Origin of the sequence: Caecibacteroides pullorum (assembly GCF_019239235.1) — a bacterium.
Lineage (GTDB): Bacteria > Bacteroidota > Bacteroidia > Bacteroidales > Bacteroidaceae > Bacteroides > Bacteroides pullorum.
Genome location: NZ_JAAZTS010000015.1, coordinates 41,364 through 63,071, shown reverse-complemented (window position 1 = coordinate 63,071; position 21,708 = coordinate 41,364). Strand labels below are relative to the sequence as shown.

At 49.8% G+C, this 21,708-nt stretch carries 23 protein-coding genes and 1 tRNA gene; 5 read left to right on the top strand and 19 right to left on the bottom strand.

The window, feature by feature from the left end:
• Nucleotides 1-5 precede the first annotated feature (5 nt).
• The 10 genes from HF894_RS10570 to HF894_RS10525 form a co-directional block, all read right to left on the bottom strand.
• Entirely contained in the window at nucleotides 6-689 is a 684-nt protein-coding gene (locus HF894_RS10570) for a hypothetical protein (RefSeq protein WP_204972234.1), read from the bottom strand.
• Between the two features lie 256 nt (nucleotides 690-945).
• Nucleotides 946-1,536, bottom strand: a complete 591-nt coding sequence (locus HF894_RS10565; RefSeq protein WP_204972232.1) for a YqiA/YcfP family alpha/beta fold hydrolase — start codon at nucleotides 1,534-1,536, stop codon at nucleotides 946-948.
• 2 nt (nucleotides 1,537-1,538) lie between these two features.
• Complete coding sequence (locus HF894_RS10560; RefSeq protein WP_118400706.1) at nucleotides 1,539-1,838, bottom strand: glutaredoxin-related protein; 300 nt, start codon at nucleotides 1,836-1,838, stop codon at nucleotides 1,539-1,541.
• A gap of 133 nt (nucleotides 1,839-1,971) precedes the next feature.
• On the bottom strand, nucleotides 1,972-3,078 hold the full coding sequence (locus tag HF894_RS10555) for a site-specific integrase (RefSeq protein ID WP_071149436.1): 1,107 nt from the start codon (nucleotides 3,076-3,078) through the stop codon (nucleotides 1,972-1,974).
• A 99-nt stretch (nucleotides 3,079-3,177) separates the two neighbouring features.
• Nucleotides 3,178-4,083: a helix-turn-helix domain-containing protein gene (locus tag HF894_RS10550; RefSeq protein WP_204972229.1), complete on the bottom strand. Its 906-nt coding sequence runs from the start codon at nucleotides 4,081-4,083 to the stop codon at nucleotides 3,178-3,180.
• 251 nt (nucleotides 4,084-4,334) lie between these two features.
• Entirely contained in the window at nucleotides 4,335-5,729 is a 1,395-nt protein-coding gene (gene mnmE, locus HF894_RS10545; RefSeq protein ID WP_204972227.1) for a tRNA uridine-5-carboxymethylaminomethyl(34) synthesis GTPase MnmE, read from the bottom strand.
• Nucleotides 5,730-5,758: 29 nt separating this feature from the next.
• Complete coding sequence (locus HF894_RS10540) at nucleotides 5,759-6,637, bottom strand: nucleoside phosphorylase (RefSeq protein ID WP_204972225.1); 879 nt, start codon at nucleotides 6,635-6,637, stop codon at nucleotides 5,759-5,761.
• A gap of 42 nt (nucleotides 6,638-6,679) precedes the next feature.
• A complete protein-coding gene (floA, locus tag HF894_RS10535; protein ID WP_075317789.1) occupies nucleotides 6,680-7,681 on the bottom strand; it encodes a flotillin-like protein FloA in 1,002 nt (333 codons plus the stop codon).
• A gap of 61 nt (nucleotides 7,682-7,742) precedes the next feature.
• The gene (locus HF894_RS10530; protein ID WP_204972223.1) at nucleotides 7,743-8,210 is read right to left on the bottom strand and encodes an NfeD family protein; all 468 of its coding nucleotides are present in this window, start codon (nucleotides 8,208-8,210) and stop codon (nucleotides 7,743-7,745) included.
• 19 nt (nucleotides 8,211-8,229) lie between these two features.
• Entirely contained in the window at nucleotides 8,230-9,684 is a 1,455-nt protein-coding gene (locus HF894_RS10525; RefSeq protein ID WP_204972221.1) for a tetratricopeptide repeat protein, read from the bottom strand.
• A gap of 125 nt (nucleotides 9,685-9,809) precedes the next feature.
• Between HF894_RS10525 and HF894_RS10520 the strand changes: the two genes are divergently transcribed.
• A complete protein-coding gene (locus tag HF894_RS10520) occupies nucleotides 9,810-10,553 on the top strand; it encodes an ATP-binding protein (protein ID WP_204972219.1) in 744 nt (247 codons plus the stop codon).
• 24 nt (nucleotides 10,554-10,577) lie between these two features.
• Entirely contained in the window at nucleotides 10,578-10,946 is a 369-nt protein-coding gene (locus tag HF894_RS10515) for a DMT family protein (protein ID WP_021847275.1), read from the top strand.
• A gap of 129 nt (nucleotides 10,947-11,075) precedes the next feature.
• Here HF894_RS10515 and HF894_RS10510 read toward each other — a convergent pair whose 3' ends face one another.
• The 6 genes from HF894_RS10510 to HF894_RS10485 are packed head-to-tail and all read right to left on the bottom strand — an operon-like array spanning nucleotide 11,076 to nucleotide 15,461.
• Nucleotides 11,076-12,098 carry an FAD:protein FMN transferase gene (locus HF894_RS10510; RefSeq protein ID WP_021847274.1) on the bottom strand — a complete coding sequence of 341 codons (1,023 nt, stop codon included), beginning with the start codon at nucleotides 12,096-12,098 and terminating at the stop codon, nucleotides 11,076-11,078.
• Complete coding sequence (locus HF894_RS10505) at nucleotides 12,091-12,678, bottom strand: manganese efflux pump MntP (RefSeq protein WP_204972217.1); 588 nt, start codon at nucleotides 12,676-12,678, stop codon at nucleotides 12,091-12,093. The genes HF894_RS10510 and HF894_RS10505 overlap by 8 nt, the downstream gene beginning before the upstream one ends.
• Nucleotides 12,679-12,694: 16 nt before the next feature.
• Nucleotides 12,695-13,468 (bottom strand): DUF6048 family protein, encoded by a 774-nt coding sequence (locus HF894_RS10500; protein WP_204972215.1) that lies wholly within the window; start codon nucleotides 13,466-13,468, stop codon nucleotides 12,695-12,697.
• Nucleotides 13,437-13,925: a DUF6452 family protein gene (locus HF894_RS10495; protein ID WP_075317785.1), complete on the bottom strand. Its 489-nt coding sequence runs from the start codon at nucleotides 13,923-13,925 to the stop codon at nucleotides 13,437-13,439. Before HF894_RS10495 ends, HF894_RS10500 begins: the two co-directional genes overlap by 32 nt.
• 7 nt (nucleotides 13,926-13,932) lie before the next feature.
• Entirely contained in the window at nucleotides 13,933-14,889 is a 957-nt protein-coding gene (locus HF894_RS10490) for a glycosyltransferase family 2 protein (protein WP_021848662.1), read from the bottom strand.
• Between the two features lie 23 nt (nucleotides 14,890-14,912).
• Nucleotides 14,913-15,461, bottom strand: a complete 549-nt coding sequence (locus HF894_RS10485) for a DUF4199 domain-containing protein (RefSeq protein ID WP_204970130.1) — start codon at nucleotides 15,459-15,461, stop codon at nucleotides 14,913-14,915.
• Nucleotides 15,462-15,710: 249 nt separating this feature from the next.
• On the opposite strand from HF894_RS10485, the gene HF894_RS10480 reads away from it, so the two are divergent.
• Both HF894_RS10480 and HF894_RS10475 read left to right on the top strand, forming a co-directional pair.
• Nucleotides 15,711-15,784: transfer RNA gene (locus HF894_RS10480), tRNA-Thr, on the top strand.
• A gap of 80 nt (nucleotides 15,785-15,864) precedes the next feature.
• Nucleotides 15,865-16,413 carry a methylated-DNA--[protein]-cysteine S-methyltransferase gene (locus HF894_RS10475; RefSeq protein ID WP_204970131.1) on the top strand — a complete coding sequence of 183 codons (549 nt, stop codon included), beginning with the start codon at nucleotides 15,865-15,867 and terminating at the stop codon, nucleotides 16,411-16,413.
• Here the strand turns inward: HF894_RS10475 and HF894_RS10470 are convergent.
• The gene (locus tag HF894_RS10470) at nucleotides 16,377-18,014 is read right to left on the bottom strand and encodes a B12-binding domain-containing radical SAM protein (RefSeq protein ID WP_204972249.1); all 1,638 of its coding nucleotides are present in this window, start codon (nucleotides 18,012-18,014) and stop codon (nucleotides 16,377-16,379) included. The genes HF894_RS10475 and HF894_RS10470 overlap by 37 nt on opposite strands.
• 320 nt (nucleotides 18,015-18,334) lie before the next feature.
• Here HF894_RS10470 and HF894_RS10465 point away from each other — a divergent pair, with 320 nt between their 5' ends.
• Nucleotides 18,335-18,907, top strand: coding sequence for an HdeD family acid-resistance protein (locus HF894_RS10465; RefSeq protein ID WP_075317783.1), 573 nt, complete (start codon nucleotides 18,335-18,337; stop codon nucleotides 18,905-18,907).
• Between the two features lie 110 nt (nucleotides 18,908-19,017).
• Here the strand turns inward: HF894_RS10465 and ald are convergent, their stop codons facing one another.
• Nucleotides 19,018-20,124 carry an alanine dehydrogenase gene (gene ald, locus HF894_RS10460; RefSeq protein WP_021848657.1) on the bottom strand — a complete coding sequence of 369 codons (1,107 nt, stop codon included), beginning with the start codon at nucleotides 20,122-20,124 and terminating at the stop codon, nucleotides 19,018-19,020.
• Nucleotides 20,125-20,334: 210 nt separating this feature from the next.
• Entirely contained in the window at nucleotides 20,335-21,708 is a 1,374-nt protein-coding gene (locus HF894_RS10455) for an efflux transporter outer membrane subunit (RefSeq protein WP_204972213.1), read from the bottom strand.

Below are 21,708 nucleotides of genomic sequence, written 5' to 3'. Positions count from 1 at the left end.
CTGATTTATTGAATTATATCTGGATTTAATTTAATCAGGCATTCTGTTTCTGAGTGAGACATCTTTTTGATTATCGTGTTGATTTCATTTTCTTTCATGGTATCAGCAAATACTTTTTTAATAAATTCTGCTGTATATGAACGTCGTTTACCTAATGCTTTACCTATGTTCCAACCCAAATGCATAACATCTATAGCTTTCAATTTTGAATCTACTTTTATAGGAATAATATCTATAGCAGTTTTATCCTGAAAGAAATCTGAAATATAAGCACAGAGGCGCTGAAGATTTTCTTGGCTTGTATAAGCAGCCATCGTTTGATGGATGTATATATGTACTAACTCTAGCTTTTTATAGTTCGTACGTTTCTGTTCTATAATAGTATTCGAACGGAGTTTTTCATATTCCATAAATGCTTGTTCTGATGCAATCACAGAATCATTAAGATGTTCATGGATAGACAAAGATTTGCTATGATGACATAAATATATAATTATCTCATATAATGCAATTTGCATTGATATATATAATCCTGTAGATATTATAAAGACCGATATAAAAATAATATTTGAGCTGAACTGATCAAAGCCTGCATTGATTGCTTCAATGCGTATAGCAAGTGCCATAAGAAGTAATGTTCCAGCTACACTAGAATCTAAAATAAAATATTCAAATTTCTTCAAATACATAAGCCGTATGTTTAACTGTTCGTGAGCAAAGGTAATGTTTATTGATTATGTATTATCAGAAAATGACAAGAGTGACATCAGACTTCATCAAACGTCACTAATTGTCATAAATAGTTTGATTATTATTGGAAAGTAAGACGTGTTCAGATGGAATAGGGGCGGATTAATTTATGGGATTGAATATAAGACATGAATTTATAACTTATCATATAATAAATAAAAGTGGTATTCTTTCTATATTATATGATAGGTTACGCTATAATTCCAATAATCGTTCCGCTAATGGCGCATAATATTTTTGTACTTCTTCAGCTGTTGGAGTATGACCGCCAAGAAAGTGGTATGAATATTTATAATGCATTAAAAATAAAGGCTCAAAGTGTGCCAGATGGTCATTCTCACCAAATATCCCCCATATATTTTCTTGGTTAGCTACCTGACAATTGTCCCATTGATGCTGTTGAAGTTCTGCGAATTCATCAATCAATGTTTGGTTAATGACAAGCTGCTGGTTTCCGTTAGCTCGTGGAGATTTGTATTCATGCGAACCAATACGTTCCATCAGGAAGCTTGTCATTTCGAAATGGGGATTTCCGAGTAAAGCAGGGATATTGTTTTTAGATGCTACTATCTGTGCCAAAAACGAGCCATTACTGTTTCCTACCAATATATCAGGTTGTTCTTGGTTGCACAATCTTTGGATAAAGTCGATAGCTTTCTGTGGATGCAGGGGTAAGTCTGGACTCAAGATTGTTGCCTTACCGCTGAAATATTCTTTCAAGGCAAGAGCTGGGATACATGTACCTGATACAAAGAAACCATGAAGGAAAAGAATTTTTTGTGCCATAATCAACAACCGCTTCCGTCAATATTACATGTTGCTCCTTCATTAATAGGACGTGAACGTAATCCGGCATCTTCTGGATTCAAAGTAACCGTACCGTCTTCCAATACAAAGCAAGGAATTCCAACGGCTCCAACACTTTTGGCTTCATCAAAGGCCGGATGATGATCCCGTAATCTCAAGAATGCTTTCAAATCTCTTACGTGTTGACCAATATCGATGACCTCATATTGGTTATTACCTTTTACTTGCTCTTCTACATACGTACAATCCGGACAAGTTTCCATTCCATATATTTTTATCATAGCTGTAGTTATTCATTTAAAGACTCAATTTTCTTCAAAGATAGCGATTCTGTCAGATAAAGCAAACATAAAAATAGGTCATATCCGATAGATTTATCAGATATAACCTGTTATAGATAAGATAAGAGTTATATTATTTCAACGAAATCTTATTCGCTGTCTCTCGTTTTTTCGAATTGACCAAATCAGCATAAATCTGTGTGGTCGAAACATTTTTGTGAGTAAGCATTTTTGATACTGTGTAAATGTCTGTGCCTAAAGAGATTTGTATGACGGCGTACGAATGACGGAAGCAGTGGAAGGTTATGTGTTTTTTGATTCCGGCTTCCGAAATCCATTGCTTGAGAGGTTGATTCGTCATAGCTCTGGTCAGTCCTTTAAATACTCGGCCTGAACCAGGAATACCACATAGTTCCAATGCTTCGTTACTGATGGGGAGAGTGGCTTCCGTCTCTGTCTTTTCTGTACAAATTCTGATGTAATAGCCATTGTCAGGACCGACTTCAATATTATCCCATGTAAGCTGTAAAATATCGCTGATACGAAGACCGGTCATACAGGAGAATAATGAAGCTTGTTTCAATACAGGAATCTTACATGGTGTAGCCGCCAGTTTCTTAACTTCTGCTAATGTGAGATACTGCTTTTTGACTTCTTTCCATTCAATCTTGTCTATGAAGTCATTCAGATTTTCACGTAGCATCTTCTCTTGATAAGCTATTTTCAGTAATGCACGGAAAGTTGAAAAATAGCCAGCTGCCGAATTCCTCGAAACACTGATATTAGGATGACGAATCTGTTTACAGTTCAGTAGATACTGCCTAAACTTCTGGCAAAGCTCCACCGTTACATCGCCAAAAGTGCAATAGCCGTTTACAAACTTTTCAAAATGCTGGTAAACGCAGTCCCATTTGTGATACTTCAGTTTTGCTTTTTCACGAAAATAGGCAAGGAAGTCAGCTTTCATTTTGTGCTTGTCAAGAAATCCAAATTCCTCATTAACGATTGCCTGTACTCTGATACAACGAATGGCTTCAGCCTTACTCAGCATTTCATTGTTGAAATCACGTTCAATCTCATTTTTAGGACGGGCATAGATATAAATGCCAAGATATTCCCTGCGACTCATTTTCATTGTGTACGGATTGCGAATAGCCGGATAATAGTCCAGATAGAGAGAAATTCTGCCGTTACTGATAACTCTTTGTCTCAATGTTACGTTAGTACATGTAAGTGCCATAAGATTAATGTTTTTGGTTGATAAATTATTATTATCGGTACAAATTAAACTGGTGTTTTCTTGGTGAATACCCACACCAGAAAATAACTTATACCGGGATTATTCAATGATAGGATCTTCGAACAAATTATCGAGCTCAGGTTTGGATATAAGAGTATATTTTCCCTTTTTAATCTTGGGAATTTGATGATACTTGGTATAATGGTATAGCTGGTCTCTTGTTATTTTGAATTTTTCCATAGCCTCTCGAACTGTATAGTATTTGGGTTCTTCAGCTTGACGTATTCCCTTTGCTATATCGAAGTGCTTTTTTGAATAGTATACAGTAATACCAACCTTCTTTTTCGGAATGACATTTTTATAAACAAAAGAGTATATAGCATTAAGACTCATTTGAAATTTGTCCTGTACTTCTTGCACACTATACCATTCTGTAATGTCTGCATCTGGAGCCTTCGAGGAAAAATAAGCATCAACATGCTTTTTACTCCAGTAAGTCTTACCACGATTGAACGTTTTGGGAATTTTATTTTTCTTAGCCATCACAAATATCCATGATTCGCTAACATTGAATTTTTCTATAATTTCAGCTGTAGTATAAAATTCTGTGATTGCTTGTTTTTCCTTAGGTGGCAACTTAAAATCTGCAGGATGATTAAACATATTGTTTATGTCATCTTTGCTTAAAAGAAATTTAGTTCCTATACGTGTTGCTTTTAGATCGCCTCGTTTAAGGTAACCATATATTGTTGGTCTTGTTACTCCAAGATAAATTGCAGTTTCTGTAATAGTCAGAAAAGGTTTGTCTTTAATCTTCTCAATAGGTTTTTCTGTAACAATTTTTTCAGTTAAATTATTATTGGCAATTATTGCTGCATCACGCTTACGTTTCTTATATAATGCGTTTCCACACTTATGGGAACAACAATTTGTCGTCGTTTTGTAGGCAATAAATTCTTTACCGCACCAGGCACAAATTCTTTTAATTTCAATTCTACTTTTCATTTTATTTCGCTTTATTTCACCCAAAAATCTGTATAATCCCGTAAAATTCTGTAAAATGGCGTAAACTCACTCCACAATCTGTCCAGCGTAAAATGCCGGAATTTTGCTTCGTGGTACAAAAACGGTACAAAAAGATGATGTACAAAGCTTATAAATGACTAATATTGATAGTAGAGCAACAAAAAAGGCGCCCCGTAAAGAGCGCCATATCAATCGATTGTAATCAATTTAACTCATTGATAATCAGATAATTACTTGCCGATGCAAAAGTGCTTGAAGATGTTTCCCAGCACCTCGTCCGTCTCGATGGTGCCGCCTACGATCTCGCCCAGATGGTGGAGGCACTCGCGCAGGTCCTGGCTCACGAAGTCGCCCGAGAGGCCCGAAGCCAGCCCGTCCTGTACGCGGTGGATGGCCGTGAGGGCGTGGGTCAGCGCTTCGTAGTGGCGCACGTTGCTCACCACCACGTCCGTTTGCGACAGGTCCGGCAGGGAGGCGAAGTCCACCAGCCGCTTTTGGAGGTCGGCCAGCCCGTCTTTCTGCTTGGCGGAGAGGGACATGACGAAGGCGTTGTCGGGCAGGTCGTCGAACGCAGGCGTAGGGGCGTCGGTCGAGGGCAGGAGGTCGGCCTTGTTGAGCACCAGCACGAGGTGCTTGCCCTCGCATCGGGGCAGGATGTCGGCACGCAGCTGGCGGTATTGCTCGCGGGCGCGGGTGGCGTCGATGACCCACAGGACGATGTCCGCCTGCTCCAGTTTCTGGAAGCTCCGCTCGATGCCCAGGCTCTCGATGGTGTCGGTGGTCTGGCGGATGCCGGCCGTGTCGATGAAGCGGAAGGTGATGCCGCCCAGGCTCAAGGTGTCTTCGATGACGTCGCGTGTGGTGCCGTGGATGTCGCTCACGATGGCGCGTTCTTCGTTCAGCAGGGCGTTGAGCAGGGTGGACTTGCCCGCGTTCGTTTCGCCCACGATGGCCACGGGGACGCCGTTCTTCAGGGCGTTGCCCACGCTGAATGTGTCGGTCAGGCGGGCGATGACCTGCTCCACACGGGCGGCGATGGCCTCGAGCTCCGAGCGGTCGGCAAACTCCAGGTCTTCGTGGTCGCTGAAGTCCAGTTCCAGCTCCATGAGCGAGGTAAGATGCAGGAGCTGGTCGCGAAGCAGGGCCAGCTCGCGGCTAAAGCCTCCGCGCATCTGGTTCATGGCCATGCGATGGGTGGCGGCCGAGGTCGAGGCGATGAGGTCGGCCACGGCTTCGGCCTGGCTCAAGTCCATCTTGCCGTTGAGGAAGGCGCGCTGGGTGTATTCGCCTGGCCCTGCGGCACGGCACCCCTGGCCGATGAGCAGTTGCATCACCTGCTGGAGGATGTAGGCCGAGCCGTGGCAGGAAATTTCCACCGAGTCCTCGCCCGTGTACGAATGGGGCGCGCGGAAGAGGCTGACCAGTACTTCGTCCACCACTTCGCCTGCGGGCGAGAGGATTTGGCCGAAGGTCAGGGTGTAGGCGGCCCGTTCTGCCAGGGGTTTGCCCGAGGCAGGTGTGAAGAGGCGGTCGGTGATGGCTATGGCGTCGGGGCCCGACACGCGGATGATGCCGATGGCTCCGCCTGGGGCGGTGGCGATGGCGCAGATGGTATCTTGGTTCATTTTCTCTTTGTTGACGATGTATTCTGTTCTCAGACGCGGTCGAGCACCGTCTGGATGAGCGTGTCGATGGTGTTTTTGTAACCCGTGTTGGCCTCTTTGATGAGGCGGTTGGCGATGACCATGCAGACGGTTGTGGCCTTGTGTCCCAGCAATCGTGACAGACCGGCGAGGGCCGAGCTCTCCATCTCGAAGTTGGTGATGTGCATGCCCTGGTATTCGAATTGCTCAATCTTCTCGTTCTGTCGCGGGTCGGCCAGGGGGATGCGGAGTTCGCGTCCTTGAGGACCGAAGAAACCTCCTGCGGCGATGGTGACGCCACGCACCATGTCCTGGCGGGCGATGCGCTCGACGAGTTCGGCATCGGCATCGATGACGTAGGGGGCGGGGGCGCAGAGGTTGCCCGTCCATCCCATGTGGTTCAGGAAGGCGCGTTCCATGGCGAGGTCGCACACGGCGTTTCGCCCTGCGTAGAAGTTGAGCAGGCCGTCGAAGCCGATGGACTTGGCCGAGCAGATGAAGGTGCCTACGGGTGTGTTGGGCTGGAGGCCGCCGCACGTGCCGATGCGCACCACCTGGAGCTGGCGGAGCTGGGGCTTCACTTCGCGCGTCTGGAAGTCTATGTTGGCCAGGGCGTCGAGCTCGTTCATCACGATGTCGATGTTGTCGCATCCGATGCCTGTTGACACCACCGTGATGCGCTTGCCCTGGTAGGTACCTGTAATGGTGCGGAACTCACGGCTCTCTACCTCGCACTCGCGGCTCTCGAAGTGGGATGCCACGAGGGCCACACGACCGGGGTCGCCCACGAGGATCACTTTGTCGGCCAGCCATTCGGGTTTCACATGCAGGTGGAAGACGGAGCCGTCTTCGTTGATGATCAGTTCGGAAGAAGGAAAGTATTTTTTCATATTCGGAATGGGTTTAAAAATGGGTTACTTGTTATTTTTATCTCATTTGTTTAGCGGCGTATTGCTTCCACCCGTAGTGGGGCGGGCAATGGTCTCGCGCATGTCCGTATCGGCTTGGATGTTCTTCATGCGATAGTAATCCATGATGCCCAGGTTACCGTTGCGGAAGGCTTCGGCCATGGCTTTGGGTACTTCGGCTTCGGCTTCGATAACCTTGGCGCGGGCTTCTTGTGCTTTGGCCTTCATTTCCTGCTCGCTGGCCACGGCCATGGCACGACGCTCTTCGGCCTTGGCTTGGGCGATGTTCTTGTCGGCATTGGCCTGGTCCATCTGGAGGGCAGCACCGATGTTCTTGCCTATGTCGATGTCGGCGATGTCGATGGAGAGAATTTCGAAGGCCGTACCTGCGTCAAGCCCCTTGCGGAGCACGAGCTTCGAGATGGAGTCGGGGTTTTCGAGCACGGACTTGTGGCTTTCGCTCGAGCCGATGGACGAAACGATGCCTTCGCCTACACGAGCCAGCACCGTGTCTTCGCCTGCACCACCCACCAGCTGGCGGATGTTGGCACGAACCGTCACGCGCGCCTTGGCGATGAGCTGGATGCCGTCCTTGGCTACGGCGGTCACGGGCGGAGTGTCGATGACCTTGGGGTTGACCGACATCTGAACGGCTTCGAAGACGTCGCGCCCTGCCAGGTCGATGGCGGTGGCCATCTGGAAGGGCAGGTCGATGTTTGCCTTGGCGGCCGACACGAGGGCGTGTACCACCTTTTCGACGTGTCCGCCTGCCAGGTAGTGGGCTTCGAGGCCGTCGCGCGTGATGTTGCTCAGGCCTGCCTTATGGGCTTCGATGAGCCCTGGCACGATGACGTAGGGAGGCACGTTACGGATGCGCATCAGGAAGAGTTGCACCAGCGAGATGTTGACACCCGACACCTTGGCCGAGAGCCAGAGGAAGAAGGGCACATAATGGAAAAACAGAATCAGAAAGATGATGCCTCCCACGACGAGGAAGGCGGTCAGGTACAAAGAGCTTGTGTCCATTTTCAGTCTTATTTAGAGGTTGACAAATTGAGTTTCGAATATCACAAATCACAAATCACAATTACGCGTTTCGGCTGACAAAGATGGTGCCGCCTGTGATGCGTACTACTACGACAGGTGTCTTTTCGTCCAGAAAGCCGTCGGCCGATGTCACTTCTACCAGATGGCCGGCGATGTTGGCTTGACCTACGAGGGCCAGGCGGGTCTGTGTGATGCCAGTATCACCCACCTGCACACTCTGTTCGGCCGAGCGATCTACCGAGCCAGGGATGTCGGTCTTGAGCGAGATGCGGTCCAGCGTCTTGGAGCGCATGAACCATATGAGCGAACCCACGCACGCTACGGCCGAGATGCCCAGCGTGACGAAGCCGCCCGTCATGCCCAGTCGGGTGAAGGCGTAGTAGTTGGCAAAGAGGTAGCAACCTCCTGCCAGAATGCCCGCAATGCTGATGCCGGGGATGACAAAGAGTTCTACCAGAAACAGGATGACGGCCGCTATGAGCAGCACGGCGATGATGGCAATGTCCATATGCTTAGCGTATAAAGGGTTAGTGGATTCCGATAGCTTCCAGTTCGGCTTTGCGGACGGCTTTGGCGGCCTGCTCTGCTTCTCTGGCCAGTTTCTGTACATGCTTCTCCAGGTCGAGGATGGCGGGTGCCATGCGTGCCTGCTCCGTGCGGTCGGCGTCGGCATAGGCTTGGCGTGCCTTGTCCAGCTGCTCCCGTTGCTGGCGGAAACTCTGCTCCAGCTGGCGGTATTGGTCGAACAGGGCTTTGGCCTGAGGCGAGCGGAAGTCTGTGGTCTGGTAATAGGTGTGGTCGTCGTTGACGATGAATTCGAAGTCGCGGACGGGCTTTTTCACCTGCTTGTCATTTTCGGCCACGGCGGCCAGTCGTTGGCGTGCCTCGTCCACCAGTGTGGTGTCTGTCCACGTCAGGCGGATGTCCTTCAGGGCGGCCAGGTGGCGCAACGCTTCTTCGTCCATGTTCTCGTAGTCGTAGACTTGCTTCGAGGGATTGGGGATGAAGACGTAGACACAGACCTTGCCTTCGGGTTGGTAGCGGTCGGAGGCAAACCAGCCCAGGTTGTTGTATTCGTCGACGACGTACATGTAGTCGTTGTAAGGCGAGTTGAAAGGCATGCCCACGTTCTCGGGCACGAGGTAAGTGTCCGTATTGGTGTTGTAGCGAGTGACGAAGATGTCGGTTCCGCCCATCGATTCGGGGCCGTCGGCGGCGTAGTAGAGGGTAGTACCGTCGCCCATGACAAAGGGATAGCCTGCATTGACGCCCTCGTTGATGCTGCCCGGCAGGAGGACGGGTTTGCTCCATCCGTCGGAGAGGCGGGCGCTACTCAGAATGCCGAAGGTGCTGTCCGGCTGGAGCTCGCTATAGTAGCGCTTGTTGCCCAGCTCGTTCTCGTAGACGGTACCGCCCGTGCGTCCGTTGTCTGCAAAGTGGTCGGCATAGCGGCTCAGGGTACCAGCTTCGGGCCCTATCTTGTAGGCTTCGAGAAAGTCTTGCTTGTCGCATACGAAGCTATCGACCACGCACACGCGTTCCACGCCCTTCAGCATGCGCGAGTGGGTGTGGATGGCGGAGAGGAGGAGTTCGGCTTCGGCCGTGTCGCGACGGCGGCGTTTCAACTCGTCCAGGTAGTCGGTACACACTTCTTCGGCCTTGTCGTAACGGTAGGTGCGGTCGTAAGCGCGTGCCAGGTGATACTGGCCGCTGGCCACACGGCGGCGGACGGCTGTCTCCAAGGGTTTCACGGCCGATTCGGGATCGTTCGTTTCCAGGCAGCATACGCCGTACCAGAGGCTGTAGTTGCCGTTCGAGGGTTGCGATTTGTAGTAGCGTTCCATCACGGGCTTGGCCTCGGCATATTGCCCAGCCTCATACCAGGCTTTGGCTTCGTTCAGGCTTTGCGCCGAGGCGCCTGCGCCGCCCAGCATCAGTGCCAGGCCGAACAGGCATATCGAATTCTTGAATATCTTTTTCATATGTGGAAGTCATAGGTCATTTGCGTCCAAAGATACGAATTTATCCCAAATAATATCCCTTCGCGTCTCCTTTTCTTCCTCAATTCATTCTTTTGCACTACTTTTGCGCCCGCAAATCGAAGGTTATGGCAAAAAGGACGGAAGAACAACAACTGATGCTCCGCATCGAGCGGCGTCTGATGAAGGGTATCGTGGACTATGGCCTCATTGAGGATGGCGACCACCTTCTCGTAGGCCTTTCGGGCGGCAAGGACTCGCTTGCCCTGACGGAGCTTTTGGCTCGTCGTGCGCGTATCTACCGTCCGCGCTTCACGCTGACCGCCGTCCACGTGGCCATGCGTAATATTCCTTATAGTATCGATGCCGATTACCTGCGCTCCTTCTGCGAGGAGAGGGGAGTGCCCTTTGTCCTGCGTGAGGCGGAGTTCGACGCTTCGACCGACACGCGCAAGTCGCCCTGCTTTCTCTGCTCGTGGAACCGTCGCAAGGAGCTCTTTACCGCCGCCCACGAACTGGGTTGTAACAAGATCGCCTTGGGGCACCACATGGACGACATCCTCGTGACGCTCCTCATGAACCAGACCTTCCAGGGCGCCTTCTCCACCATGCCGCCGCGGCTGGTGATGAAGAAGTTCGACATGACCATCATCCGTCCCCTCTGCCTGGTACACGAGGCCGACCTCGAGGCACTGGCCGCCGCCCACGCCTACCGCAAGCAGGTGAAGAACTGCCCTTACGAGCACGATTCTCACCGTTCGGACATGCGCGACGTCCTCCGCCGCCTAGAGGAGATGAACCCTGAGGCGCGCTATAGTCTTTGGGCCAGCATGACGAACGTGCAGGAGGAGCTTCTCCCGCCCAAGATTTGATAGTAACAATTAATATTGATAGATATGAAAGCATTCTACACCATCCTCCTGCTCATCGTGTCGAACATCTTCATGACGTTCGCCTGGTACGGCCACCTGAAGTTGCAGGAGATGAAGGTCATTTCCAACTGGCCGCTTTACGCCGTCATCCTTTTCTCGTGGGCCATTGCCCTGGCCGAGTATTCCTTTCAGGTGCCCGCCAACCGCATCGGCTTCGTTGAGAACGGCGGTCCCTTCTCGCTGATGCAGCTCAAGGTCATTCAGGAGGTCATCACGCTGATGATTTTCACCCTCTTCACCACCGTCTTCTTCAAGGGTGAGGCGTTGCACTGGAATCATTTTGCCGCTTTTGTCTGCCTGGTGCTGGCGGTGTACTTCGTGTTCTACAAGTGACGAAGGAGACTTGGAGGATAATCATTTCAGTTCCGTGTCTACAAGAAAGCGATGCTTTCTGTTCGGCAAGTCATAGTTTTGTCGAGCAAAAAGCATCGCTTTCTTTTTATGCAAAAATACGTGTAATGTCTATTCCTCTGCTGCGTAGCGTTTCATTCCCTCCGTCATGTACGTCTGGTAGCTTCCTGTAGAGTCGGCATAGATGAAGTAGGCATCCAGATCGGGACGCGCCTCGACGAAGGCTTTGGCCCGCTCCAAGCCCATCACCATGAAGGCCGTGGCATAGGCGTCGGCGCTCATACAATCGCGGGCGATGACCGTGGCCGAAAGCAGATTGTGCAGGGCGGGGTAGCCTGTGTGCGGATTGATGGTGTGGGCATATTTCTTGCCTTCGTGATAATAATAGTTGCGGTAGTTGCCCGAGGTGGCGATGCCCACGTCGGTCAGCGTCAGTACCGTCTGGAGTTCTTGGTTCAGTGAGAGCGAGTCGTCTACAGGCTTGTTGATGCCTATGCGCCACAGGCTGCCCTGCGGGTTCTGTCCGCTCACCACCACTTCGCCGCCAATGTCCACCATGAAGTTCTTCACGCCCTTCCGTCGAAGTAGCTGGGCGATGACGTCTACGGCATATCCTTTGGCTACGGCGCTACACGAGAGTTGCATTCGGTCGTCCTGACGGCGTACGTGTCCGTCGGCCGTGAGTTCCACCTTCTCGTAACCCACCAATTGTCGCAGGCTGTCTACCGTAGCCGAGTCGGGGAATTCTCCCTTCTTGAAGCCGAAGCCCCAAGCGTTGGCCAGGGGAGCGACGGTGATGTCGAACGCACCTTCCGTCTCGTGTGAAATCTCCATGCTTCGGCGGAAGACGTTGCAGAACAGGGTGTCACCTGCGATATCCTCGCCGCGGTTGATGCGGGTAATGACGGCCGTGTCGTTGAAGGGCGATAGGGAACCGTCGAAGCGGTGGAGTTCGGCTTCGATATCGGCCTTCAGGTTGGAGGCATGCTGGTAGGTGATGTTGTAGATGGTGCCGAATATCAGGCCGTTGTCTTTCTGGTAGGGCACGGGCTGGTTGTGGCGCGCCAGTATCCAGATGGTACCCAGCACGAGCAGGGCCACCCAGAGGAAGTTTCTTCTTGTTTTCTTATCCATAATGTTGTATCAAATGTTCGATGAGTATCTTCAGGCCGATAAGGATGAGAATGACGCCTCCCCAGCGCTCGGCCTTCAGGCGTCGGGCAAAACCACATCCGAAGCGGATGCCGAACGTGAGCCCTATCAAAGACAGGGCGAACGAAACGAAACCGATAATGCCCACAGGCGACAGGATGGTCGTTACGCTTTTCATGCCCAGGAAGGCGAACGATACGCCTACGGCCAGGGCGTCGATGCTTGTGGCCACGGCCAGCATGAGCACCACCTTCAGGCGGGTAGGGTCGAAGTCTTGTCGGCAATCTTCTTCCTTGAACGATTCGCGCACCATGCGTCCCCCCAGAAAGGCGAGGATGGCAAAGGCAATCCAGTGGTCTACGTCTTCGATGAGGTGGCTGAATGTGCTAGCGCAGGCCCATCCGATGAGGGGCATCAATGCCTGAAAAAGCCCGAAGAAGAAGGCCATTATCAGCATCGGACGCCAAAGGGTACGCTTTAGCAGGATGCCGCTTGCGATGGAGATGGCAAAACAATCCATTGCCAGGCCGACGGCCAGAAGCCAGATTTCAATCGTAGTCATAATTTACGTTTTTTCGTTATAAAGGTAGTTTGTACGTGATCGTATAGGATACGCCTAGCGTATTCGATCCGTAGGTCCCATAACCGGGTACATACGAAGGATCGCCATATTCGCCTGTCGTGGCTGAGAGGCGGAACTTGTAGCGCAGAGCCCAGCCCATGTACAGACCTTTCCAAACATGAGCTCGAATGCCGGCGCATACTTCAATCCAATGCATGGTACCCTTCATGCCGGTATGGTCGAAGGGAGGCAGGTTACCGCCCCAGATGCCGTCGGTGATGTTGGGGTTGCCCAGTCCTCCACCATAGATGGGATCGTCTACAGAAAGGCTTTGCACATCGTACGAAAAGCTACTCACGGCGTAGCGCAGACCTACAAGTAGCTTGTGCTGGAATTTCTTTTTATAGAAGGTGTTGTAGTCCATTCCGACACGCAAGTAAGGAGCGCCAGTCTTGTAGTGGATACCATCCTCGCTCCAGGTGTCGGACTTTCCATAGCCCACTTCGAGGGTGGGGAAGAAGCGGTTCTTCAGGTTGACGTCGGCGGCCACTTCCATGCTCAGATTGTCGCTTCCCAATAAGTAGCTTCCTGGCCCCCAGAGGTCTACACTCAGGTCCACGCCGTTGAAGAGTGGATAGACAGGGACGTCCTTGTCTTTCTTCTTCTCCTGCTTGTGGGCCACAGGCCGTTTGTCGGTGCCGCTGGTACTGCTCACTTGGGCGTTCAGGGTCAAGGCGACGCAGAGGCAGACTATCAGACTAATAGAATATCTCAAGGTTCTTCGTTCCATTGATATTGGCTTCAGGGTTTGCGATATAGATAGAGTCGATGTTGTGACGCGTGTAACGGATGCTTGTGATGCTTTGTTGCATCTGGTATCCGCAATCCATCGATATGAAATAAGGTTTGTTCGTGTGGCGGATGACAACGGTATCGGTCACCTTCTTGACATAGTGGAAGACAAGTTCGGTGGAGTCTACGGCATATCTCAAGGGAAGGGAAAAGACCGTAACTTGTGCCAGGCGGTTGGCTACGATAGAGTCGGTACCTGCGGCCGTGACGGTCAGCGAGTCAAGCGTATCCTTCATGGCCGTGTTATTTTCTGGATTTATCTGGCTGACGTTGCATACGATCATACCACGGTTGTCGGTCATGGAGCAGTCAGCTTCTTCCGAACAACTAAAAAGCAGGCTGGCCAGGGCATAAGCCACAACGCCTGCCAGAAAGAAATGGAATAGTTTTCTCATAATAGGGTCAGATTGTTTTCTCTATGTGATACTTGTTTCGTTCAGGGGCGTTGCGCGAGATGAGTTCGCCCAAGAAGCCTGCTACAAAGAGTTGCGTGCCGATAATCATGGCCGTAAGCGACAGGTAGAAGTAGGGCGAGTCGGTTACCAGCCGGTAGGGCATGCCGTTGTGCATGTAGTAGAGCTTGCTGATGCCCACGATGATGACGGCAATGAAGCCGAAAATGAACATCAGTGATCCCAGGAAGCCGAAGAAGTGCATGGGCTTGATGCCGAAGGTCGAGAGAAACCATAGAGAAATCAGGTCCAGATAGCCGTTGAAGAAACGGTTCAGCCCACCAAACTTGGTCTTGCCGAACTTGCGTGCCTGATGGTGGACTACCTTTTCGCCGATTTTCTTGAAGCCTGCATTCTTGGCCAGGTAGGGAATATAGCGGTGCATTTCACCATAAACTTCGATATTCTTCACCACGTCGCGGCGGTAGGCCTTCAGGCCGCAATTAAAGTCGTGCAGATTCTTGATGCCCGATACCTTACGTGCGGTAGCGTTGAAGAGCTTTGTGGGAATCGTTTTCGACAGGGGATCGTAGCGTTTCTTTTTCCAGCCAGACACAAGGTCGTAGCCTTCGGCCGTAATCATGCGATACAGTTCGGGTATTTCGTCGGGGCTGTCCTGCAGATCTGCATCCATGGTGATGACCACATCGCCTTCGGCTTTTTGAAATCCACAGAACAGAGCGGGTGACTTCCCGTAGTTACGACGGAACTTAATGCCGTGTACGTGGTCAGGATTTTGTTTCTTCAAATCTTCGATAACCTGCCATGAACGGTCTGTACTACCGTCGTTGACGAAGATGACTTCGTAGGAAAAATGATTGGCGTCCATCACCCGAACGATCCATTGGTAGAGCTCGGGCAACGATTCTTCTTCGTTGTATAAGGGGATGACTACTGATATATCCATAATTAATGTATCCGATTAGTTCGTTATTGGGGATTATAAGGTGTTTCTTTCTTGCGTCGCATAGCAACCAGAGCTGTCGGGATGCTTAGTAGGGTGCAATAGTAGATGTTGCTACCTAGCATCTTCAGTACGATGTCTGTCGGGGTTAATGAACTCACCATGTCCAGGTTTTCTTTCATCTGCCGTAGATATTCTTCCATGCCGGGCAGCTCTTCACGGTTCAACGTGGCAAGCATTTCGCGGCAGGTGTTGAGGATATAGCCCTGGTCGATGAAAGCGAAGTAAACGTAATGGGCTGCCGAAGTGAGCAGGGAAGCACATACATACATGAATACGTTGAACAGCCAAGCATGGAAGAAAGTGATACTTCCGTCGCAAACTCGGTTACGGTACAGCTTGGTATAGTAATATCCCATAAAGGGAACACAGATAGTCAGGCAGATAAAAAGCAAGAGGAGGAAGGGGGACGTCAGTCCCAACGGTACGAGTATAAACTTCAGTATCCAAAACAGGCCCATATAGGTGCCGAAAATCATTGCATATTGTTGCATGCTGCTTTTGTTTTCTGTCATCTTGGTCTTTTAGAAATTATGCGCAAAGGTATAAATAATATTTGTATGTAACCCTTTGTCTTTCTGTAAAATTTGAACGTTCATTCAAAAAAAAGAAGGAAAAGTATTGCAGAATCAAAATAAATGCCTACCTTTGCAACCGCAAAAACGGGTAAGTCCTATACGGCCAGCTCCCTTCGAATCCTCCAGGGCTTGACCGCAGCAAAGGTAGTTGGTTGTAGCGGCGCGATATAGTAAGCTTACCCACCCGCCTCTTTAGCTCAGTTGGCCAGAGCACGTGATTTGTAATCTCGGGGTCGTTGGTTCGAATCCGACAAGAGGCTCAGAAAAAAGGATGTGTCAAAAGACGATGCATCCTTTTTTATTTTTCCCCAGTCAGAAAAAAATTTTTTCCCAGTCAGCGATGAAAAATTGGATAACTGTTCAGGAATATGAGTCTCCGTGTGGCGTTTTGCTTTTAGGGACTATGGGAGGTAAACTCTGTTTGTGCAATTGGACGGAGAGTCGTTGTAGGATAAAAGTGGAAGACCGTGTAGCCCGTTTGCTTCAGGCGGAATATCGGTTAGGGTCGGACGATACTCTCACTATGGCTGTTCGTCAGCTCGATGAATATTTCGCTGGAAGGCGGCAGGTGTTCGATCTGCCATTGTTACCCGTAGGTACAGAGTTTCAATTATCTGTGTGGCGGGAGCTTTTGAATATTCCATATGGTGGAATCTGTACCTATACCGTTCAAGCAGAACGGTTGGCGATGCCTCGTGCCGTACGAGCCGTTGCGACTGCCAACGGGCAGAACGCTCTTTCTATCTTCATTCCATGTCATCGGGTAATCGGCAGGAATGGCCGGCTTACAGGTTATGCTGGAGGGCTCGAAGCCAAGCATTTTCTATTGGAACTGGAAGCTGCCTATGCTCCTCAGGTACGTGCCTTGAACACGGGAGCTGCTTTCTGAATTTCCGACTCAAATCCAAACCAATAGCCGTGTCCTTCGTCTTCTGCTGTCGGGAGGAAGCACAGACGGAGCTTTTCGTGGTAGGTACCTTGTATGATTTGCCACGTTGCAGGAGGTATTTGACGTTTGGTGCGTACCTTTTCGGCCGGTAGCTTCTTCAACGACATGCCTGCTTCTATCCAGGCGATACTTACAGCGGTAGTATATTCGGGTACAAAGCGCTTGACGTATTTGTATAGCACCAGTCCTCGCTTTTCCAGACTCATCGGTTGGTCTATCAGGTTGGCCTCGGTCAGGTATTTCAGAAAATGGTGTAAGAATTCCGCCTTGTCCAATATCAGTCGGCAGGTCACTTCTTGCCAGGCCGGTGTGTTGTAGAAGGCATCGAGCAGACGAGACAGTCGGCGGGCAGTTTGTAGTTCGGCTGTTGTGATTTCGTTTGTCCGAAGCACTTCATAGGGTGGATAGGTAGAGTAACAGATGCCTAGTTCGGCCGCATGCTGGCGCATGTAGGTACCTGGTAAGAGTTTGAGTGACTCCAGTTGGATTTCGCCAGCCTTATAGTCGGCCAGCGTACGAATATCTTCGAAGATTTGTTCCAGATGGTAGCGGGGAAGTCCGGCAATCAGGTCGGCATGTGTTTCCATGTTGGAGATGGAACAGAGATATTTCAGGCCGTCCAGTGCATCGGCCAATTTCCCTTTTCGCATACTTGTTTCCAGCACTTCTTCATGCAGGCTTTGGATACCCGCTTCCAGGTGTAGCAATCCCTGTGGAAGACATGCTAATTCCCTACGAAGCTCATCGGTGAGCAGGGCTGGGTGTATTTCTAGGTGGAAGCGGATGTGTGGATGGTATTCACGGAACAGTTCGAGCATCTCTTGGGCTCGTCGGTTGTTGTAGTTGAACGTACGGTCCAGTACCCTTACATTGCGAATGCCGTGCCGATAGATGATGTCCAGTCGTTGGCGAATGGCATCGATGCTGAGGGTACGTACCGGCTTTTCGCCTCCGCTTACACAGAAAGCACAAGTATTGAAGCATCCACGGGTGGTTTCCAGTTGTACGAAAGGTTTGTCCCAGTTGAAGAATCGGCTCGTTTCAGGCGGTACAAGTTCAGCGAAGTTGAGTACACGGGCAATGCCTTGGTCGTGATATCGGCCTTCTGTATCGAGATAGCACAGGCCGTCGATGTTGTTCCACGCTTCAGGGCGATTCCAGCAAGCCAGCCATTGAGGTACTGTCTCTTCACCTTCTCCTCGAAAGACGCAACTGACGAATGGATGGCAACGCAGGTAGTGTTCGTTGTCTCCTAGAAATTCTGGACCACCCAATGCGATGCAGCATTTAGGCAATAAAGCTTTTACACGCGCTGCGATATGCATCAGTTGTTCGTGATTGAATAGCCAGGCGGTTCCTGCCAGAATGTCGGGTGTATGCCGGCAGATTTCTTCTACCACCATTCCAATGTTCTCGTTAATGGTAGCCGACACAACTTCCCATTGTATGTCGTTTTCATCCGTCATTTGTGCATGGAGTGCGGGCAATGCCAGCGAAGAATGGGCATAAGAACTGTTGAGGTCAATCCAGAGAAGTTTCATGTAGATATTGTTGGTGGTTAGAAACAGATGTTCGAAATTTATTTGTGCAAAAGTACGCAATTTGTCCGAATGTAAAATCTTCATGCACTGGAAATGTGTTTTTCCAACTATCAACTTTAGCATCGTAAAGTCCATGTTTAGCTCGCTAAAGTGGCACTTTACGACGCTAAAGTTCCTGTTTATGTTTTCAAAGTAAATGGTAGGGTGAGGCAGGTCGGAATTCAGTGGAATTTCTTTTTGGCTTGTTGGAAAAAGGTGTATATTTGCGGTAGGCGAACCAATCGTTCGTTCTGAATGTTGTATACTATATTTATAAAGATATGAAAGGAATGAATTATTCATTGATGCGCATCATCTGCGCTTTGATTATCGGACTGCTATTGGTCCTGTTTCCGGCACAGGCCGGTGAGTATTTGGTGATTACTATTGGCGTTGTTTTTCTGGTTCCTTCGCTCATTGGTCTGATTGGCTATCTGGTGCAGAAACCTGAGAACCGCCTTCGCTTCCCTATCGAGGCTGTGGGCAGTCTGCTTTTCGGTTTGTGGCTGGTCATTATGCCCGATTTTTTTGCAGATTTGCTGACCTTTGTATTGGGCTTTATCCTGATGATGGGAGGTGTACAGCAGATAGCATCGCTCATGGCGGCTCGTAGTTGGATGAAAGTGCCCGGTGGGTTTTATGTTGTTCCGCTGCTAATTCTGATTGCGGGTGTAGTTACGCTATTCAATCCTACGGGTGTTCGCTCTACTGCTTTCATTATCATCGGTGTGACGTGTTTGGTTTACGCTTTGTCCGAATTGGTGAACTGGATTAAATTTTCCAGTCGTCGTCCGTTGCCTAAGGATCTGGAAACGATGAAAGACAGTGCAGAAGATGCCGAAATATTGAATTGACCATAGAAATAATAAGCAGGCACGGATTTTACGGATACGCGTGACAAGCTGATTGTGGCTTTCGCTTTCGTCCGTGAAATCCGTGCCTTTGTTTTTTTAGATTTCTATCTTTATAGTGCTAGTTGTTCGTATGGTAATCCAAAGACGTCGGCTACGGCTTTGTAGACAACTTTTCCATCAGCAACATTGACACCTAGTGCGAGGGCAGGATTATCTTTGCAGGCGCGTTGCCAACCCTTGTCGGCCAGGGCTACGGTGTAAGGCAGAGTAGCATTGGTCAGAGCCATGGTTGAAGTGAAAGGTACGGCGCCGGGGATGTTGGCTACGGCATAATGTACGATTCCGTCTACAATATACGTCGGATCGCTGTGCGTGGTGGGGTGCGACGTTTCAAAGCAGCCGCCTTGGTCGATGGCTACATCGACAAGTACAGTGCCAGGCTTCATTAGTGAAAGCATGTCGCGGGTGATGAGGTGAGGCGTCTTGTCGCCTGGGATGAGCACGGAGCCGATAACCAGATCGATGGTGGGTAATTCCATGCGAATGTTATGGGCCGAGGAGTAGAGAGTCTTCACATTCTTGGGCAGTACTTCACTCAAATAGCGCAGGCGGGCCAGGTTGATGTCCGTGATCATCACTTCAGCACCCATGCCGGCTGCCATCTGTGCAGCGTTGCATCCTACGATACCTCCGCCCAATATCAGTACGCGGGCAGGGCGTACGCCTGGTACTCCTCCCAGCAGTTTTCCTTTACCTCCCTGGGGCTTTTCGAGGAAGCGTGCACCTTCTTGTACAGACATGCGGCCAGCTACTTCGCTCATGGGGACAAGCAGCGGTAATGAATGGTCGGGCAATTCTACTGTTTCGTAGGCGATGCAGATACCTCCACTGGCTATCATGGCTTCGGTCAGGGCGCGGTCAGCGGCAAAGTGGAAATAGGTAAATACCACTTGTCCGCGGCGAATGAGCTTGTATTCGGGAGCGATGGGCTCTTTGACTTTGACAATCATGTCGGCGGTGGCATAGACGTCTTCGATGGTGGGAAGCATCTTTGCGCCTACGCTTGTATAGTCTTCATCGGTAAATCCGCTGTTGGCGCCAGCTGTTTGCTGTACATACACAGTATGTCCCCGCTTGACGAGTTCGGCCACTCCGGCCGGCGTCATGCCGACACGATTCTCATTGTTTTTGATCTCTTTCGGTACACCAATAATCATAATGTTATGTATTAGGGGTTAAACATGTTGCAAGATAGTGATTTTGTTGACATCTTGTTGACGGAAAGAGTGTGTTTTACAACAGAAACAGTCAGCTGGGAGGCAAATAGTCCCCGACGTTGTTTCCTTGCTTGTTTTTGTAGACACAGATATTAAGAATGAAGAGAGATGTTAGGAAACGTGGTCAGGGACTGTAGTTTTGTCGCGTTGTCAGAGTTCTTGTCCGCCTCCTAATGCCTGATATAGGTTGATGAGGCTTTGGATTTCCTTAAACTGATTGGCTGTCTGGGACAGTTGGGCTGCAAGCAGACTTTGGCGGGCGGTAAGTACTTCCAGATAGGTTGTATTACCATTTTCCATCAATAGTGAGGTACTGGTGTAGGCTCGTTCCAATGCTTCTATTTGCTGCCGGTAGTTCTCTTTTTTTCGTTTACTGGTCTGATAGGATACAAGAGCATCGTTCACTTCCGTGCCAGCGTCCAGCAGTTGTTGTCTGAAGGCTAGCAGGGCTTCTTCCTGTTGAGCCTTGGCGATACGTCGGCGGGCGATGAGTGTACCACGGTTGAAGAGCGGTTCGGTGAGGGAGGCCAAAGCTGATGTGATAAACTGTGCTGGATTGGAAATGAGACTACCTATGGAGTTGGTCCATCCTGCACTGCCGCTTAGCGTGATGGAGGGATAGAAAGCGGCAGTGGCTTGGTTGGTCGTATAAAAGGCTTGTTCCAGTTGGCGTTCTGTCATTCGTACATCGGGTCGGCGTGACAACATTTGTAGAGGGATACCGGTACTAAGGTCAGAGGTAAATTCTTGATCAGAAAGTTTGCCTCGTGGGTAGTGTCGTGGTGTTTCGGCCAGGAGTAGTGAAAGGCTGTTCTCTACCTGGTTGATTTGTTCCTCGAGGTCGATTACCGAATTTTGTACTTCGTAATAGGTGGCTTGCATTTGCGAAACGGCTGCTTCGTCAGCCAGTCCGGCATCCATCAATGCCTGAGTAGACGATACGGTTTCTTTCCAGCTATTTGCTGTTTGTCGAGAAATATCCAACTGTTCGTCAAGCATCAGCAGGGTATAATAGGTATTGGCAATATTGGCAGTCAAGCTGGAATAGACAGCTTGGCGGTAATCTTCGCTTTGGGCATAGGCTGCCTTGGCTTGTCGTTTGGCATTGCGAAGTTTTCCGAAGATGTCCAATTCCCAACTGGCTGTAATCGGCAATGTGTAGGTGCGCGACACTTGACTCTCCACCGTGTTTATTGAACCTTGTGGAGACAGGGCGAAAGAGGGCAGAAAGGCTAACTTCGCCGAAAGTAGAGAAGCTTTGGCTTCTTCGATGCGTAGATTGGCCGTTTGCACATCAGTGTTCTGTGCCAATCCCTTTTCTATCAATGCTTGTAGATAGGGATCATTAAAGAAGTCGCGCCAGTCGATGTCGGCGATACTGGTCGTATCGGCCGACAGGGAGGCTGCTTCTTCGCCGTACAGGTTGTCGGGAACGGTGTCCTGAGGTTCATATTTGGTATAAATCCCGCAACCACTCAACAGGAGGGTTGTACCTAGTATAATGAATTTTTGTTTTGCGTTCAT